16 protein-coding genes and 1 pseudogene are annotated in these 17,628 nt (G+C 35.2%); all 17 read left to right on the top strand.

Annotation, left to right across the window (positions count from 1 at the left end; genetic code table 11):
- Window positions 1-26: 26 nt before the first annotated feature.
- Window positions 27-1,400 carry a tRNA lysidine(34) synthetase TilS gene (gene tilS / locus BN349_RS22100; protein ID WP_019244494.1) on the top strand — a complete coding sequence of 458 codons (1,374 nt, stop codon included), beginning with the start codon at window positions 27-29 and terminating at the stop codon, window positions 1,398-1,400.
- A 30-nt stretch (window positions 1,401-1,430) separates the two neighbouring features.
- Window positions 1,431-1,976, top strand: coding sequence for a hypoxanthine phosphoribosyltransferase (gene hpt / locus BN349_RS26520; protein WP_019244493.1), 546 nt, complete (start codon window positions 1,431-1,433; stop codon window positions 1,974-1,976).
- Between the two features lie 102 nt (window positions 1,977-2,078).
- Window positions 2,079-4,082 carry an ATP-dependent zinc metalloprotease FtsH gene (gene ftsH, locus BN349_RS22090; RefSeq protein ID WP_019244492.1) on the top strand — a complete coding sequence of 668 codons (2,004 nt, stop codon included), beginning with the start codon at window positions 2,079-2,081 and terminating at the stop codon, window positions 4,080-4,082.
- A 501-nt stretch (window positions 4,083-4,583) separates the two neighbouring features.
- Window positions 4,584-5,369 (top strand): type III pantothenate kinase, encoded by a 786-nt coding sequence (locus tag BN349_RS22085; protein WP_026089437.1) that lies wholly within the window; start codon window positions 4,584-4,586, stop codon window positions 5,367-5,369.
- A gap of 18 nt (window positions 5,370-5,387) precedes the next feature.
- A complete protein-coding gene (gene hslO / locus BN349_RS22080; protein WP_019244490.1) occupies window positions 5,388-6,266 on the top strand; it encodes an Hsp33 family molecular chaperone HslO in 879 nt (292 codons plus the stop codon).
- A 17-nt stretch (window positions 6,267-6,283) separates the two neighbouring features.
- Window positions 6,284-7,168 carry a peptidyl-prolyl cis-trans isomerase gene (locus BN349_RS22075; protein WP_019244489.1) on the top strand — a complete coding sequence of 295 codons (885 nt, stop codon included), beginning with the start codon at window positions 6,284-6,286 and terminating at the stop codon, window positions 7,166-7,168.
- Window positions 7,169-7,492: 324 nt separating this feature from the next.
- Window positions 7,493-8,422 (top strand): cysteine synthase A, encoded by a 930-nt coding sequence (gene cysK, locus BN349_RS22070; protein ID WP_019244488.1) that lies wholly within the window; start codon window positions 7,493-7,495, stop codon window positions 8,420-8,422.
- A 190-nt stretch (window positions 8,423-8,612) separates the two neighbouring features.
- On the top strand, window positions 8,613-10,019 hold the full coding sequence (gene pabB, locus BN349_RS22065) for an aminodeoxychorismate synthase, component I (RefSeq protein ID WP_019244487.1): 1,407 nt from the start codon (window positions 8,613-8,615) through the stop codon (window positions 10,017-10,019).
- A 15-nt stretch (window positions 10,020-10,034) separates the two neighbouring features.
- Complete coding sequence (gene pabA / locus BN349_RS22060) at window positions 10,035-10,622, top strand: aminodeoxychorismate/anthranilate synthase component II (RefSeq protein WP_019244486.1); 588 nt, start codon at window positions 10,035-10,037, stop codon at window positions 10,620-10,622.
- 4 nt (window positions 10,623-10,626) lie between these two features.
- The gene (gene pabC, locus BN349_RS22055) at window positions 10,627-11,496 is read left to right on the top strand and encodes an aminodeoxychorismate lyase (RefSeq protein WP_019244485.1); all 870 of its coding nucleotides are present in this window, start codon (window positions 10,627-10,629) and stop codon (window positions 11,494-11,496) included.
- A 10-nt stretch (window positions 11,497-11,506) separates the two neighbouring features.
- Complete coding sequence (folP, locus tag BN349_RS22050; RefSeq protein WP_019244484.1) at window positions 11,507-12,349, top strand: dihydropteroate synthase; 843 nt, start codon at window positions 11,507-11,509, stop codon at window positions 12,347-12,349.
- Window positions 12,342-12,707: a dihydroneopterin aldolase gene (gene folB, locus BN349_RS22045; RefSeq protein ID WP_019244483.1), complete on the top strand. Its 366-nt coding sequence runs from the start codon at window positions 12,342-12,344 to the stop codon at window positions 12,705-12,707. Before folP ends, folB begins: the two co-directional genes overlap by 8 nt.
- Window positions 12,704-13,232 (top strand): annotated as a pseudogene (gene folK / locus BN349_RS24590) (2-amino-4-hydroxy-6-hydroxymethyldihydropteridine diphosphokinase). The gene folB and the pseudogene folK overlap by 4 nt, the downstream one beginning before the upstream one ends.
- On the top strand, window positions 13,184-13,393 hold the full coding sequence (locus tag BN349_RS22035) for a helix-turn-helix domain-containing protein (protein WP_019244482.1): 210 nt from the start codon (window positions 13,184-13,186) through the stop codon (window positions 13,391-13,393). Before folK ends, BN349_RS22035 begins: the two are co-directional and overlap by 49 nt.
- 65 nt (window positions 13,394-13,458) lie before the next feature.
- On the top strand, window positions 13,459-14,466 hold the full coding sequence (dusB, locus tag BN349_RS22030) for a tRNA dihydrouridine synthase DusB (protein ID WP_019244481.1): 1,008 nt from the start codon (window positions 13,459-13,461) through the stop codon (window positions 14,464-14,466).
- A gap of 195 nt (window positions 14,467-14,661) precedes the next feature.
- Window positions 14,662-16,146, top strand: a complete 1,485-nt coding sequence (gene lysS, locus BN349_RS22025) for a lysine--tRNA ligase (RefSeq protein ID WP_019244480.1) — start codon at window positions 14,662-14,664, stop codon at window positions 16,144-16,146.
- 153 nt (window positions 16,147-16,299) lie between these two features.
- A complete protein-coding gene (locus tag BN349_RS24585) occupies window positions 16,300-17,184 on the top strand; it encodes a hypothetical protein (RefSeq protein ID WP_148335063.1) in 885 nt (294 codons plus the stop codon).
- Window positions 17,185-17,628: the final 444 nt, after the last annotated feature.

Raw genomic sequence — 17,628 nt, 5'->3', positions numbered from 1 at the left:
GCTTATTGAGTAAGAGGGAGTTTTCGATGCTTGAAAAAAAAGCAGAACAAGCAATCCGTAAGTATCAGTTACTAGAACATGGTGATGCTGTATTAATAGGTGTGTCTGGGGGGCCTGACTCACTTGCATTGTTACATTTCTTATATGGTATCCAAAAACGCTATAATTTGAAGTTAGTGGTAGCTCATGTCGACCATATGTTTAGAGGAGAGCAATCATATGAGGATTATCTTTATGTAGAGAAGATATGTAAAGGTTTAAACATTCCTTTTGAAGGGAAGCGAATTAACGTACCAGAATACATAGAGCAAACGAATGAAAATTCTCAAGCTGCTTCGAGGAAATTGCGTTATCGTTTTTATGAAGCGATTATGAAAAAACATAATATAGTTAAATTAGCTCTAGGTCATCACGGAGATGATCAAATAGAAACGATTCTTATGAGATTAACACGTGGAGCAACTAGTACAGCACGAGCAGGAATTAGGATGAAAAGGGACTTTTCATCGTACGTTATTATTAGACCTTTTTTATGGTCGAATAAAGAAGAAATAGAAGAGTATTGTTTACATAACAATTTGCATCCGAGAATAGACTATAGTAATGCAAAGCCTGTTTATGCAAGAAATAGAATTAGATTAAATGTTCTACCGGTATTGAAAAAAGAAAACCCGAAAGTGCATGAGCAATTCCAACGTTTTAGTGAACAATTGTTAGAAGATGAAGAGTATTTACTTTCTTTAGCTAGTGATAAGTTGAATCAATTTTGGACAAAGAAAAAAAATTACTCAAAGATTCAAATTAGCTCGTTTCTTATGATGTCAAAGCCTTTACAAAGGAGAGCTATTCAACTAATATTAAACTATCTTTATTTTGAAAGACACGAACAATTATCCACTGCTCATATTGAATCAGTTTTTGAGCTTATTCAGAGTTCTCATCCATCCGGCGAAATACATTTGCCAGCAGGCTTAAAAATCAAAAAATCGTACGATATTTGTACGTTTCTATTTGATGAACAGAAGCAAGAACCCTATTTCTTTAATTTACATATTCCTGGCGAAGTTTTACTTCCAAATGGACGTAGAATTCAAGCAAAATACATAGAAGGAAATGAGAATCAAAGCAGTAATGTTTTTTTCATAGATCCCGATCAGCTTAAGTTACCTTTAGTTGTTCGATCTAGGAAGAATGGTGATCGTATTCAAGTAAAAGGGTTGGATGGTTCGAGGAAAATAAAGGATATTTTTATTGATCATAAAATACCTTTAAAGGAAAGAGCAGTTTGGCCAATTGTTGAGGATGGCAATCAAGATATCCTTTGGTTACCGGGATTAAAAAAGTCTAATAAAGAGACTTTAAAAGGAAGTAAGTTGTTAATTACTTTAAAATATGATTAGAATTCATTCTTCTAGGAGGAAAGCAGTATAATGAGCTTGCACAATGAAATTGAAGAAGTGCTTATAAGTGAAGAACAAATCCAAGAGAAAATTGCTATTCTTGGTCAACAATTAACAGAGGAATATAAAGATAAGTTTCCTTTAGCAATTGGAGTACTAAAAGGTGCAATGCCTTTCATGGCAGATTTATTTAAAAGAGTAGATGCCCATTTAGAAATGGATTTCATGGATGTATCTAGTTATGGGAATTCAACAGTTTCTTCAGGTGAAGTTAAGATTATTAAAGATTTAAATACATCTGTTGAAGGTAGAGACATATTGATTGTCGAAGATATTATTGATAGTGGATTAACTTTAAGCTATTTAGTTGAGTTATTCCGTTATAGAAAAGCAAAAAGTATCAAAATTGTGACATTATTAGATAAACCATCTGGAAGAAAAGCAGATATAAAAGCTGACTATGTTGGCTTTGATGTTCCAGATGCATTCGTTGTGGGATATGGCTTAGACTATGCTGAAAGGTATCGAAACCTTCCTTATATAGGGGTATTAAAACCTGAAATTTATCAAAGCTAAGCTAGTAAAATAAACAAATTGTTTTTAATGTTAAATAATTGAAAAGAAATGTTTTACTATGGTAGTATTTTATTTAGTTGTTACTGTGGGAGGAGGTAAGGAATGAATCGGATCTTCCGTAATACCATTTTTTATTTATTAATTCTTTTAGTTATTATTGGTATTGTGAGTATTTTCACCAATAATAATGAAGCTGATAAAAATATAACTCAGAACCAATTCTTTAATTACTTAGAGGATGGTAAAGTTAAAAGTTATTCGATGCAGCCTGAAAGAAATGTTTATGCTGTTAAAGGTCAGCTAAAATCATCTAAAGAAGGTGAATACTTCTTAACATACGTTGTAAATAGCAATGCTACAATGGAACGTATTGATAAAGCTACTGAAGAAAATGGCACAGAAGTAAACGTTTTAGCTGCTAAAGAAACAAGTGGATGGGTAACAATCTTTACGAGTATCATACCATTTGTTATTATGTTTATTCTTTTCTTCTTCTTATTAAACCAATCTCAAGGCGGCGGCGGTCGTGTAATGAATTTTGGTAAAAGTAAAGCTAAGCTATATAACGATGAGAAGAAAAAAGTTCGCTTTACAGATGTAGCGGGTGCAGATGAGGAGAAACAGGAACTTGTTGAGGTTGTAGAATTCTTAAAAGATCCTCGTAAATTCTCTGAAGTTGGTGCTCGTATTCCTAAAGGGGTTTTATTAGTAGGACCTCCAGGTACTGGTAAAACATTATTAGCAAGAGCTGTTGCTGGGGAAGCAGGAGTACCATTCTTCTCAATTTCTGGTTCAGACTTTGTTGAAATGTTTGTCGGTGTCGGTGCATCTCGTGTTCGTGATTTGTTTGAAAATGCTAAGAAAAATGCGCCGTGTATTATTTTCATCGATGAAATTGATGCAGTAGGTCGTCAACGTGGAGCAGGTTTAGGTGGAGGTCACGATGAGCGTGAACAAACATTGAATCAGTTGCTTGTTGAGATGGATGGATTTGGTGTGAATGAGGGTATCATTATTATCGCTGCAACAAACCGACCAGATATTTTAGACCCAGCGTTGCTTCGTCCAGGACGTTTTGACCGCCAAATTACAGTAGGTCGTCCAGATGTAAAAGGTCGTGAGGAAGTACTAAAAGTACATGCGCGTAATAAGCCTCTTGATGATAGCATTGATTTAAAAGCAATTGCTCAAAGAACACCTGGATTCTCAGGTGCAGACTTAGAGAACTTACTAAATGAAGCGGCTCTTGTTGCTGCTCGTCAAAATAAGAAAAAAATTGATATGGCAGATATCGATGAAGCAACCGACCGTGTAATTGCTGGTCCTGCTAAGAAAAACAGAGTTATTTCTAAGAAAGAACGTAATATCGTCGCTTTCCATGAAGCAGGTCATACAGTGATTGGTGTTGTACTAGATGAAGCCGAAACAGTTCATAAAGTTACAATCGTACCACGTGGTCAAGCAGGTGGATATGCAGTAATGCTACCTAAAGAAGATCGTTTCTTTATGACAAAACCTGAATTACTTGATAAAATTGTCGGCTTACTTGGCGGACGTGTAGCAGAAGAAATTGTGTTTGGTGAAGTAAGTACAGGAGCTCATAATGATTTCCAACGTGCTACAGCAATTGCTCGTAGTATGGTAACGGAATATGGTATGAGTGATAAGCTTGGACCATTACAATTTGGCTCTTCTCAAGGTGGTCAAGTTTTCTTAGGTCGTGACTTTAATAATGAGCAAAATTATTCAGATGCGATTGCATATGAAATCGATCTAGAAGTTCAACGATTTATTAAAGAATGTTATGCGAAAGCTAAACAAATTCTTACAGATAATCGCGATAAATTGGATTTAATTGCGACTACATTATTAGAAGTTGAAACGTTAGATGCAGATCAAATTAAACATCTATGTGACCATGGTACTTTACCAGAGCGTACTTATAAGACGTTAAATGGTAAATTAGAATCAACAGCTGATAATGATGTGAAAGTTACAATTAACTCTAAAAAAGAAGAAGTTCAAGGTGAAGAGTCAGTAACTGAAGAAACAAAAGCATCTTCTAACGAAGAAACAACTTCGAATGTAGATGAGAAAAAAGAATAAATAATGAGGCGACCCTTTAATGGGTCGCTTTTTCTTTGCATGGGCTAGTTTTTATAAGATTGGGATTTTAAAATGTGTCTGGTAAGTAAAACTAGCTGATACAAAGGGATTCTTCAGAATGTAAGTGCGAGACTTCTACGGGAGCATTGGGACGGTTAGATCCCCCGAGGAGGATCCACTTGTCCCCGAAGCGCACATCCTAGAGTAGAACTTAACTTACACTCACAACATGTTAATGAGCAACAAAGCTTGCAAAAATGGTCTTTTAAATAAAAGAACTTTTCTCTCCTATTAAATTCATTTTATTCATTAGAATTTTGATTCTGTATGTTTAGGTATTTACACTTATTTTCATGAACGAAATGGAAAGGTTTATTCTCATACGCTTACGAAATAATAAAGGTAGTATAGGTTCGCGATGATTTTCTAGTTAACGGTTTCATTGGTATTGTGGTATGATGTGAAGGTGTATTTATGAATTTGGTAAAAGTGGTGAGAAGAGTGATTTTTGTATTAGATGTTGGAAACACAAATACCGTATTGGGTGTATATGAAAAAGATGAACTTAAGTATCACTGGCGTATAGAAACAAGTCGTAGTAAAACGGAAGATGAATATGCCATGGTAATTAAAGAATTACTAAAGCATGTTGACTTGACGTTCCAACATTTTGATGGAATTATTATTTCTTCTGTTGTACCTCCGATTATGGCTGCTTTAGAGAGAATGTGTCAAAAATATTTTGGTATTAATCCGTTGGTAGTTGGACCTGGGATTAAGACCGGTTTAAATATAAAATATGATAACCCAAGAGAAGTAGGGGCAGATCGTATTGTGAATGCGGTAGCCGCTATTCATGAATATGGTGGACCGTTAATCATCGTCGATTTTGGAACAGCGACTACATATTGCTATGTAAATGAAAAAAAACAATATATGGGCGGAGCCATAGCTCCGGGAATTGGCATCTCGACGGAAGCCCTATACACAAGAGCATCAAAGCTTCCTAGAATTGAAATCGTTAAACCTGAAACAATAGTTGGTAAAAGCACAGTCGCAGCTATGCAAGCAGGTATACTATATGGATACGTAGGACAAGTAGAAGGTATTGTATCAAGAATGAAAACGGAAAGTAAAGAAGAACCTAAAGTTATTGCTACTGGCGGTCTATCTTCTCTAATTGCAAGCGAATCAAAAGTGATTGATATTGTTGATCCGTTTTTAACATTAAAAGGACTTATATTAATATATCACCGCAATAAAGATCAAGTAAAAAAGCACGTATAGAACAGGAGTTATATATATATGAAAGATTATTTAGTTAAAGCATTAGGCTATAATGGTCAAGTACGGGCATATGCGGTTTCCACTACAGAGACTGTAGGAGAAGCGCAACGTAGACATTATACATGGCCAACAGCTTCTGCAGCTCTTGGTAGAACGATGACGGCTGGTGTCATGCTAGGAGCTATGTTAAAAGGTGAAGAGAAGTTAACAATTAAAATTGAGGGTGGAGGCCCAATTGGCGTCATACTAGTAGATAGTAATGCAAAAGGTGAGGTTAGAGGGTATGTAACAAATCCTCAAACACATGTTGATTTAAATGAGCAAGGTAAGCTTGATGTTCGTGGGGTAGTTGGAACAAACGGAATGTTAACAGTTGTGAAAGATATTGGGTTAAGAGATTATTTTACAGGTCAAACACCAATTGTCTCAGGAGAAATTGGTGATGATTTTACCTATTATCTTGTTACATCAGAGCAAGTACCTTCTTCTGTTGGAGTAGGTGTGCTTGTTAACCCAGATAATTCAATAAAAGCTGCTGGTGGTTTTATTTTACAATTAATGCCTGGTACGGACGAAGAAACTATTATAGCTATAGAAGAACGTTTGAAAAATCTTACGCCTATTTCGAAAATGATTGAAGCTGGTATGACGCCGGAAGATATTCTAGAAGAGTTATTAGGTCAAGGTAATGTGAAAATTCTTGAGAAAATGCCTGTCTCTTTTGTTTGTCAATGTTCCAAAGAAAGAATTGAAAATGCGTTAATTAGTTTAGGCAAGGAAGAAATTAGAAGCATTATTGACACGGAAGGACAAGCAGAAGCAAACTGTCATTTTTGTAATAAAAATTATCATTTTTCTAAGGAGGAGCTTGAACAATTAGAAAAAGACGCTCAATAAAATGGGATCGGATTCCATTGTCAAAAAAACAGTTATTGATTATTATTGCTGGATTAATTGTAATAAATATCGTAACGATTCTTTTTGCAACGAAGCCTTTTTCGACAGGTGTTCTTGGCTCAACCGATGGTGATGACTTAGCAGCTGTAGGAGATGTTACCATTGAACGTGGACAGCTGCGTGAGGAATTAGAAAAACGTTACGGTAACGAAGTGTTGAATGATTTAATTGATCAAGAAGTTATTCAACAGGCAGCAAAAAAGTATAATATTTCTGTTTCCAAAAAGGAACTAGAAAGAGAACTACTCTTAATAAAAACTAAGTATGGATCTTATGATCAACAATACTTACAAAGTAAGGGAAGTTGGGAGAATCAGATAAAAAATAAAATCCTACTAGAAAAAATATTAGTTCAAGATGTTAAAGTCTCTGAATCAGATATCGAAGAAGCATATCAAAAAAATAAAGATGTCTATAAAATTCCTACTACAGTACATTTATCGCATATTGTTGTGAAAACCAAAAAATCAGCTAAAAAAGTTTATGAAGAATTAAAAGATGGAGCTTCTTTTCCGGTGTTAGCTTTAGAAAAATCAATTGATGATATTTCAGCAGTACATGGAGGAGATATCGGGTATTTATCGAAGAAACAAAAAGCATATCCGGAATCTTATCTAGAAAAGGCGAAAGAGCTATCGAAGGGTGAATTTAGTAAACCAATCAAGACAGAAGATGGTTATGCAATTATTTATCTTCATGAACGTATAAAAGGAAAAACCTTCTCTTATCAAGATGTTAAAAGCATTATTGAACGTCAATTAGCCATTGAAGAGATGAATGGTGCCCTTTCAGCAGAGTATTTTTGGGATGAATTTGATGTAAAGTACGTAGACAATAAGTAATATATTAATAAGGAGGCTATTTATAAGGATAGTCTCCTTGTTTTATGCAAAGATTTATATTTAGTTTGATGTCTAGTCATATACGTTGGGCCATTATCGGAGTGAAAAAATCCTTTTGAAAAGGCTCGTCTTATGGGCTCCACACGTCTCCTTTTTTGATAGAACCTTATTCGGATATGAACTAGTTAAGAACCGATGTCGGTTTTTCTTAATATAAACAGAAAAGTTTAAAAATTTAGATGAAATGGATTGACAAATAATACGATTAGATGTAAATTGTTTATAAAACCAATACAATTACTAGGAATTAGGAGTGGATGGAAAGTGGCTAAAATTGCAAATTCTGTAGTAGAATTAATCGGTCAAACACCAATTGTTAAATTAAATCACTTAGTGGATGAAAATAGCGCAAATATCTATTTGAAATTAGAATATACAAACCCAGGAAGCAGTGTAAAAGATCGTATAGCACTAGCGATGATTGAAGCGGCTGAGGAAAGTGGCGCTTTAAAAAAGGGAGATACAATTATTGAACCAACAAGTGGAAATACTGGGATTGGTTTAGCGTGGGTGGCGGCTGCTAAAGGTTATAAAGCAATCTTAGTTATGCCTGAAACTATGAGTATTGAACGTAGAAATCTATTACGAGCATATGGTGCAGAGCTTGTTTTAACACCAGGTCCTGAAGGAATGGGTGGGGCTATTCGTAAAGCAGAGGAACTTGCTAAAGAGAATGGTTATTTTGTACCGCAACAATTTAAAAATGAAGCAAACCCTGAAATTCATAGACAAACAACTGGTAAAGAAATTGTTGCTCAATTTGGGGATTTACAATTAGATGCATTTATTTCTGGTATTGGTACTGGTGGAACAATTACTGGTACAGGTGAAGTATTACGTAGTGCATATCCAAATATAAAAATTGTAGCTGTAGAGCCTGCGGATTCGCCGGTATTATCTGGTGGAAAACCTGGTCCTCATAAAATACAAGGAATTGGAGCTGGATTTGTTCCTGATGTATTGAATACTAAGATTTACGATGAAATTCTTCCAATTCAAAATGAAGAAGCATTTGAGTATGCTCGTCGTACAGCTAAAGAAGAAGGAATTTTAGGTGGTATTTCAGCGGGTGCAGCTATTGCAGCAGCGGTGAAGGTTGCACAACAATTAGGTAAAGGGAAGAATGTATTAGCGATTATTCCTGATAATGGTGAAAGATACTTAAGTACACCGCTATATAATTTTGAATCATAATAATCCCTATAAACAAGAGATATATTAGATAAAAAGGCATCCTTATACAGGATGCCTTTTGTATGGAACAAGATACTTTCTCATTAGAGGATTTTAATCAAAAAGATGGATGACGGTTTTCCTTTAGTATTGATTTATGGCATAGTACACTTAGATAGAACAAGTTGTTTGTTAGGAGTGGTATGTAAAAATGCGTCAAACATTCAGTGAGAAAGAAGCCTTTGCAAAAGAAGATTTTTTTCATGCATATAAAATTTTATCGAGTGAAAAAGAGCATCATATTCTTTTAGAAAGTGGACGTGGAGGAAGATATTCCATGTGTGGAATAAATGCTGTTGCTATTCTAAAAGGTGCTGATAATCATTTAGATATTACTTATAGTGATGGTGTGCGAGAAAGGATTGAAGGAGAACCTTTACAGGCAATGAAAGCATGGATGAAGGATCGGAAATCAGCCCATGTTGATGGTTTACCTGATTTTCAAGGCGGAGCAATGGGGTTTATCAGTTATGACTATGCGAGGCATATTGAAAAACTACCTAACTTGGCAATGGATGATTTACAAACACCGTTATTCTATTTTTTAGTTTTTGATGAAGTAGTTGTATTTGATCATCAAGAAGAAATGTTATGGCTTATCAAGGTTAGTTCGGCTGAAGAAAGTGATGCAGCTATTACTCGCCTACATGAGATGAAACATGAATGGATGGATGCTGTCATGCGAAATAATCTATCTGAAAAGGGTCTAATTCATGAGCAAGGTGGAGATTTAGTTGTTTCAATGACGGATGAAGAATTTAAAGAAGCTGTTAATCGAATCAAAGAGTATATTTCTTACGGTGATATATTTCAGGTGAATCTGTCTGTTAGACAATCGCAAAAATTAATTGCTCATCCTCTAGATATTTATACTACACTTAGAGAATTAAACCCATCTCCTTATATGAGTTATCTACAAACACCTCAATTTCAAGTAGTAAGTGGCTCTCCCGAATTACTAGTAAAGAAAAAAGGAAAGCAGATTAGTACAAGACCGATTGCTGGGACACGCTCACGTGGGAGAAATGAGCAAGAAGATGTGGAACTCGCAAATGAATTAATTACAAATGAAAAAGAACGAGCTGAACATGTCATGCTAGTGGATTTAGAGAGAAATGATCTAGGGCGTGTTTGTGCATATGGTACAGTAGAAGTAAATGAATTTATGGTTATAGAAAAATATTCACATGTTATGCATATTGTTTCAAACGTACAGGGTGAACTTGAGCATAAGTGCGATGAGTATGATGTTATTAAGGCGGTTTTTCCTGGAGGAACGATAACAGGAGCACCAAAGGTTCGAACAATGGAAATCATCGAAGAACTAGAACCTGTCCGTAGAGGAGTTTATACTGGGTCTATTGGGTGGATTGGTTTCAATGAGGACTTAGAATTAAATATTGTTATTCGTACTCTTTTTGCTAAAGATGGTATGGGTCATATCCAAGCGGGAGCAGGAATTGTTATTGATTCACAGCCTAAGCATGAGTATAAGGAAAGCTTGAAGAAAGCAGCAGCTTTATGGAGAGCAAAAGAACTAGCAGATACAAAAAAGTAAAGGTGAAACAAAATTATGATTTTAATGATTGATAACTATGATTCATTTACCTATAATCTTGTGCAATATTTAGGTGAAATGGGTGAGGAATTAGTAGTAAAAAGAAATGATAAAATAACTATAGAAGAAATTTCTGAGTTGAACCCAAGTTACATTATGATCTCGCCAGGACCATGTAGTCCGAATGAAGCGGGAATTAGTTTGCAGGTGATTGAAACGTTTGCGGGTATCATACCGATTTTTGGAGTTTGCTTAGGACAACAGTCAATTGGACAGGCTTTTGGAGCAGAAGTTATTCAAGCAGAAAGGCTAATGCACGGGAAAACGTCCCTTGTATATCACGATGGGAAAACCATTTTTAAAGATGTTCCAAATCCTTTTCGGGCAACTCGTTATCATTCTTTAATTGTAAAAAAAGAGACGCTTCCATCATGCTTTGAAGTTTCAGGATGGACATCTGAAGGTGAAATAATGGCGATTAGGCATCGTCAATTGCCTATTGAAGGTGTTCAATTTCATCCTGAATCCATTATGACGGAATATGGGAAGGAACTTTTAGAACATTTTTTAAAATGCTATCGCAACCCAAAAGAGGTTAGGTGATTAGATGATAATTTATCAAAATGGTCGTTATATCCAAGAGGAAGAAGCGCGCATTTCTCCTTTTGATCATGGCTTCTTATATGGAATGGGTTTGTTTGAAACGATTCGTATTTATAATGGCCATCCTTTTTTATTGGGGGATCATTTGCTTCGGCTCAATGATGGAATGCAAGAAATGCATATAGAAAGCACTATCTGTCAGAATATGATGTTAGATATTTTACATCAGTTATTAAAAAGAAATGATTTGGATAATGCCAGAGTGAGAATTAATGTTTCCGCTGGTGAAGGGGCAGTTAGTTTACCAAGTGAATCCTATAAGCAACCGAATTTAATGGTCTTTATCAGCCCTTTGCAGCCTGCAAGTGAAGAGATAATGGAAAAGCAAGCTACGATTTTAAAACTAAATAGAAATACACCTGAAACGACTAGTCGATTAAAATCTCATCATTTTTTTAATAATATAGCTGCGAAAAGAGAATTGAGAGATCAGCCTAATTTAGAGGGTATCTTTTTAACGAAAGAAGGGTTTGTATCTGAAGCGATTACATCTAATATCTTTTGGATAAAGAATGATATTTTATATACCCCGGAGTTAAGTACTGGTATTTTACCAGGAATTACGAGACAATTTGTAATATTATTAGCGAAACAGATGGGGTTATTGGTAAAGGAAGGGAGCTTTCAATTAGAAGAATTAGTAGAAGCGGATGAAATATTTATAACAAATTCCATTCAAGAACTTGTATTAATTACTAATATAGATCATTATTCTTTTAGCAATCGATCAAAGCCAACTGTCACAAAAAAGTTGTATGAGAAATATAAAGATTATCGTGAGAAGTTATGGACAAGTGAAATACTGATAAGATAGGAGCGCTACAATGTTTAATCAAAAGACAACTATATCCTGTGGCCCTTATGAATTAGATTTTGGGAAAAAAACACTTATTATGGGCATATTGAATGTCACACCTGACTCTTTTTCTGATGGTGGACGTTTTAATGAAATAGATGCAGCTGTAGAGCAGGCTAAAAAGTTAGTAGCTGATGGTGCAGACATTATTGATATTGGAGGAGAATCTACTCGCCCAGGAGCTGAAATGGTAACTGAAGTGGAAGAGCTTGAGCGTGTGATACCTGTAATTCAAGCTATTGCTAAAGAGGTAGCAGTTCCAATATCTATTGATACGTATAAAGCAGAGGTTGCAAAACAAGCTATTTTGGCAGGAGCGCATATAATTAATGACGTTTGGGGCGGTAAAGCGGATAGTCGGATGTCTCAGGTAGCAGCAGAGTTAGATGTGCCATTTATCATTATGCATAATCGTTCAGATGTGAATTATAAGAATTTTATAAGAGATTCTTTTTATGATATATACGAAAGTCTTCATATGGCTAAAAAAGCTGGTGTGAAAGACCATAATATTATCGTTGATCCTGGCATTGGATTTGCAAAGGATTTGAAGCAAAATATCGAGATGATGAGAAGTTTAGATCAACTTGTTGGTCTAGGATATCCAGTATTGCTTGGTACTTCTCGTAAGTCAATGATTGGAGCTGTATTGGATTTACCAGCTAATGATCGCCTTGAGGGTACTGGGGCAACTGTTTGTTATGGTATCCAAAAAGGGTGTCAAATTATCAGAGTTCATGATGTGAAAGAAATGGCTCGTATGGCGAAGATGATGGATGCCTTAGTTGGTAAGGGGGAGCACGATGGATAAAATTTATGTAAATGAAATGGAGTTCTATGGCTACCATGGAGTTTTTTCTGAAGAAACAAAACTTGGACAACGATTTAAAGTAGACTTAATGGTTGAATTAGATTTGTCTGAAGCTGGGAATACAGATGATTTAACTCGATCAGTAAACTACGGTGATTTATACAATGCTTGTAGAGAAATTGTAGAGGGAGAGCCGTATAAGCTTGTTGAAGCGGTAGCCGAAAAGATAGCGTCTTCTATTTTGGAGATGTTTCCACTTGTTCAAATATGTACAGTAAAAGTGATTAAACCAGATCCTCCAATTCCAGGTCATTATAAATCTGTCGCAGTCGAAATAAAAAGGAGCCGTAAATCGTGAGTCATATTGCTTATTTATCACTTGGTTCCAATCTAGATAATCGCTTGAATTTTTTACGTGATGCTGTATTGCTTTTAGAAGAAGATGAGCAAATTAAGGTAGAAGACGTATCTTCTATTTATGAAACAGATCCAGTTGGTTATACGGACCAAGGTAATTTTTTGAATATCGTAGTAAAATTAAAAACGACATATCTAGCGGAGCAATTACTATCGAAGTGTATGTATATTGAACAAGAACTTGGGAGAAAAAGGATAATAAGATGGGGGGCCGAGAACCATAGACCTTGACATTTTGTTATATAATCAAGAAAATATTGAATCAGATAACCTTTCTGTTCCTCATCCTCGGATGCAAGAACGTGCTTTTGTCATCATTCCGCTTTTGGAAATAGAACCTAACATCGAGCTTCCGAATATGGAACAATCGTTACATGTAGTTTTGGAGCGTATACCGGATAAAGAAGGAGTTCGATTATGGAAGCGGAAAAATGGGGAAGACGTATTCGGGCATTTAGAAAATTAAAAGGATATACACAGGATGGATTAGCAAGAGAATTGTTAGTCTCTGTTTCATATCTAGGTGAAATAGAACGTGGCAATAGAATGCCGGAAGAGCAATTCTTGATGGAGATAGCAGCGGCATTAGAAATTTCGATTGATGAATTGCAGCCTCCTGAAGAATAAAAGGGATCAGCAGCTTGTTAGTGAGAAACTTATTCAAAGAAGTATCAACAAAGGAGGGTGTAGTATTGTTTAAAATAGGCGATATCGAAATGAAAAATCGTGTTGTTCTGGCTCCGATGGCAGGAGTTTGTAATTCTGCGTTTCGTTTAACGGTTAAGGAATTCGGAGCAGGGCTTGTTTGTGCAGAAATGGTAAGTGATAAAGGGATTGTTTATAAGAATGAGAAAACAATGGATATGCTTTATATAGATGAAAGAGAAAAGCCTTTAAGCTTGCAAATTTTTGGCGGTGAAAAGTCATCTCTTGTGGAAGCTGCTCAATTTGTAGATAAGAATTCTAATGCTGATATTATTGATATAAATATGGGGTGCCCAGTACCAAAAGTAACAAAGGTTGATGCAGGAGCAAAGTGGCTTCTTGATCCGGATAAAATTTATGACATGGTAGCGGCTGTAGTAGATGCTGTAGATAAGCCAGTAACAGTTAAAATGAGAATGGGATGGGATCCAGAGCATATTTATGCCGTACAAAATGCTCAAGCGGTTGAACGAGCTGGAGGGAAAGCTGTATCTTTACATGGCCGAACGCGTGTTCAAATGTATGAAGGAACTTCAAATTGGGATATTATTCGCGAGGTAAAACAATCAGTTAATATTCCTATCATTGGTAATGGTGATGTGCAAACACCTCAAGATGCAAAAAGAATGTTAGAAGAAACTGGCTGCGACGGTGTAATGATCGGAAGAGCGGCATTAGGTAATCCGTGGATGATCTACCGTACAGTAAAGTATCTTGAAACAGGTGAGTTAGTAGAAGAACCTACAGCAAAAGAAAAAATTGCTGGGTGTATTCTTCACTTAGATCGTCTTATTAATTTAAAAAATGAGTATATCGCAGTTAGAGAAATGAGAAAGCATGCAGCTTGGTATTTAAAGGGTGTCCGTGGGAATGCTCAAGCGCGTAATGCGATTAATGAATGTAATACACGAGAAGATATGGTGCAAGTATTGAATAGCTTAGTAGAAGAAGTAGAGAGAAAAGAAGCGGAAACAGCACTTATTCAAACTATATAATAGTTTGATTGGCTAAGCGTAATTTAAAAAACTGCCAATTATTCGGCAGTTTTTTAAATTATTTTTGAAAAGAAACGCACCTTTCAATTAAAAAAGGTGTTTTCTGTATCTTCTTTGTGTACAATGGATAAAGACATTGTAGTCCGAATTTCGGACTTGCTATATATAAGAAAAGAGAAATTGGAGTGAACAGTCATGAGTCATGAAGAATTAAATGACCAATTGCAGGTTAGACGTGATAAAATGCAATCTATGCTTGATGCAGGAAAAGATCCGTTTGGTAAGCGATTTGAGAGAACGCACTTATCACAAGATATCTTTGATACATATAAAGATTTCTCTAAAGAAGATTTAGAAGAAAAAGGTATCGAAGTGACAATTGCTGGTCGTATTATGACGAAGCGTGGTAAAGGTAAAGCTGGATTTGCTCATATTCAAGATTTAAATGGACAAATTCAAATTTACGTACGTAAGGATGCAGTTGGTGATGATGCATATGAAGATTTTAAACATGCGGATCTTGGTGATATTGTCGGAATCAAAGGAACAGTTATTAAAACGAATGTAGGTGAGCTTTCTGTAAAAGCGAATGAATTTACATTTTTAACTAAATCTTTACGTCCATTACCAGATAAATTCCATGGCTTAAAAGACGTAGAAGAACGTTATCGTAAACGATATGTTGATTTAATAACAAATGAAGAAAGTAAAAAGACATTTATTGCAAGAAGCAAAATTATTCAATCTATGCGTCGTTATTTAGATGATCACGGTTATCTAGAAGTAGAAACTCCAATGATGCACAGTATTGCAGGTGGAGCATCTGCTCGCCCGTTTGTTACGCATCATAACGCTTTGGATATGACTTTGTATATGCGTATAGCTATTGAGTTACATCTAAAACGCTTAATCGTTGGTGGTTTAGAGAAAGTTTATGAAATTGGTCGTGTATTCCGTAATGAAGGAACATCAACAAGACATAACCCAGAATTTACTATGATTGAGCTGTATGAAGCGTACGCAGATTATAATGATATTATGAATCTTACTGAAAGCTTAATTGCTCATATTACAAAAGAAGTATGTGGAACAACAGTAATTAAGTATGGTGATTATGAAGTGGATTTAACGCCTCAATGGAAAAGAATCCATATGGTTGATGCTATTAAAGAAAAAACGGGAGTAGACTTCTGGAAGCACATGACGAAGGAAGAAGCTCAAGCCGTTGCTAAGGAACATGGAATTGAAATTACTCCACATATGGAGTTTGGCCATATTGTTAATGAGTTCTTTGAACAAACTGTTGAAGAAACTCTTATTCAGCCAACATTTATTTATGGTCACCCAGTGGAAATCTCTCCTTTAGCTAAGAAAAATAAAGAGGACTCTCGTTTCACAGACCGTTTTGAATTATTTATTGTTGGTCGCGAACATGCGAATGCATTCACAGAATTGAATGATCCAATCGACCAACGTCAACGATTTGAAGCACAGTTAAAAGAAAAAGAACAAGGTAATGATGAAGCGCATGAAATGGATGATGATTTCATTGAGGCATTAGAGTATGGTTTACCACCAACCGGCGGACTTGGAATTGGTGTGGATCGCTTAGTTATGCTTTTAACTAATTCTCCGTCTATAAGAGATGTTTTATTGTTCCCTTATATGCGCCAAAAATAATAAATGATCCGGAAAAGGATAAGGGTAATTCAAAAAATCTATTATTTGTGATTTTTTGAAGGTACTCTTATCCTTTTTTTATGTGGTAAAAAATAAGAGCCTATAGTTATTCAATCGAAATCGATAAGAACGGGACCAGATAAAAAACTTTATATGAACGGATATTTATCAGGAGGACTAGCTAGCTATTCTCCGCAGGATAATAGGTTAATAAATTTTGGAGGCTTTGGTCAGACTGAAAATATGGTGTCGACAGACCAGTTTTTATATTTAGTAGTCTATACAAAATCTGTTATTTATAAATATGATCCAAATCGTCCTTTTGAATTTGATCGAAGTAACGTAAATGAAGCTAAAAATCCTAAAAAGCTGTTTTCGCTTGATGAATATGGTCAAGACAGACCTTTTGGAATGGAACAAGGTAACGGTAAAATATATATAGGAACGGTTCCTTCGTATGGGAAATTAGGAGGAGCTTTAACGATCTATGATGAGAAAACAGACAAATATGAGGTTTATCGAAATATAGTAAACAATCAAAGTGTAGTCAGTCTCCGGTATCATGATGGATTAGTATATGGTAGTACAAGTGTATTTGGAGGTCTCGGGATTAAACCTACTGAGGAAGAAGCGAAAGTATTTATTTTTGATCCAGTTAGAAAAGAAAAAATATATGAAGGAGTTCCACTTCCGGGTGAAAAAGCTATTAGTACTTTGGAATATGGTGACAAAGGAAATCTATGGGGTATGAGCCCAGGTAAAATTTTTAAGTTTGATATAGAAAAGAAAAAGGTTATTCATAGTCAAGAATTGTTTCCGTTTAATTGGAAGGATATTTCTAATTATTGGAGAGGTGCAGATTTGCTGTATGTTAAAGATGGATTGTTTTATGGAGTAACACAAGGAAACTTATTTTCGTATGATTCCAAATCTGAAAAGATGAAAATTCTTGGTACAGGTGTTTCATTAATAGAAGCTGACGATAAAGGACATATTTTTGTTACTAAAGGAACAAAGTTGTATCAACTAATATATTAATACTAGCAAATAACTTCGTTTTGAATTAGTACTTAGTAAATAAAACTCCCTACTTTTGTGAGATAAGTGGGGAGTTTTGGTTTAATATAATACAAAATCTAGCGTGATTTTTGTTGAAGAATTAGCTTTAAATCGTTTAAATATTTAAACTTTATTATTCTGATAAAATTTATTAAAAAAGCTATTGCGCTAGTCTAAAGATGGTGATATATTTATTACTGTTGTTAAGAAAGAAACAACTTACTAAAAAACGCTCGAAAAAACAATGTGAAAAAAGTTGTTGACTTCGAAAGTGTTAAGTGTTATATTAATAAAGTCGCTTCTGAAAGAAGTGAAAATTATATTAAAAAGTTGTTGACACAAAACAACTTAAGTGATATAATAAGAAAGCTGCTTCAAGCAGTACAAATGTTCTTTGAAAACTAAACAAGACAACACGTCAAT

This window comes from Bacillus sp. AP8 (assembly GCF_000321185.1).
Taxonomy (GTDB): domain Bacteria; phylum Bacillota; class Bacilli; order Bacillales; family DSM-1321; genus Bacillus_AD; species Bacillus_AD massilioanorexius.
This window is presented reverse-complemented; position numbering and strand designations above follow the sequence as displayed.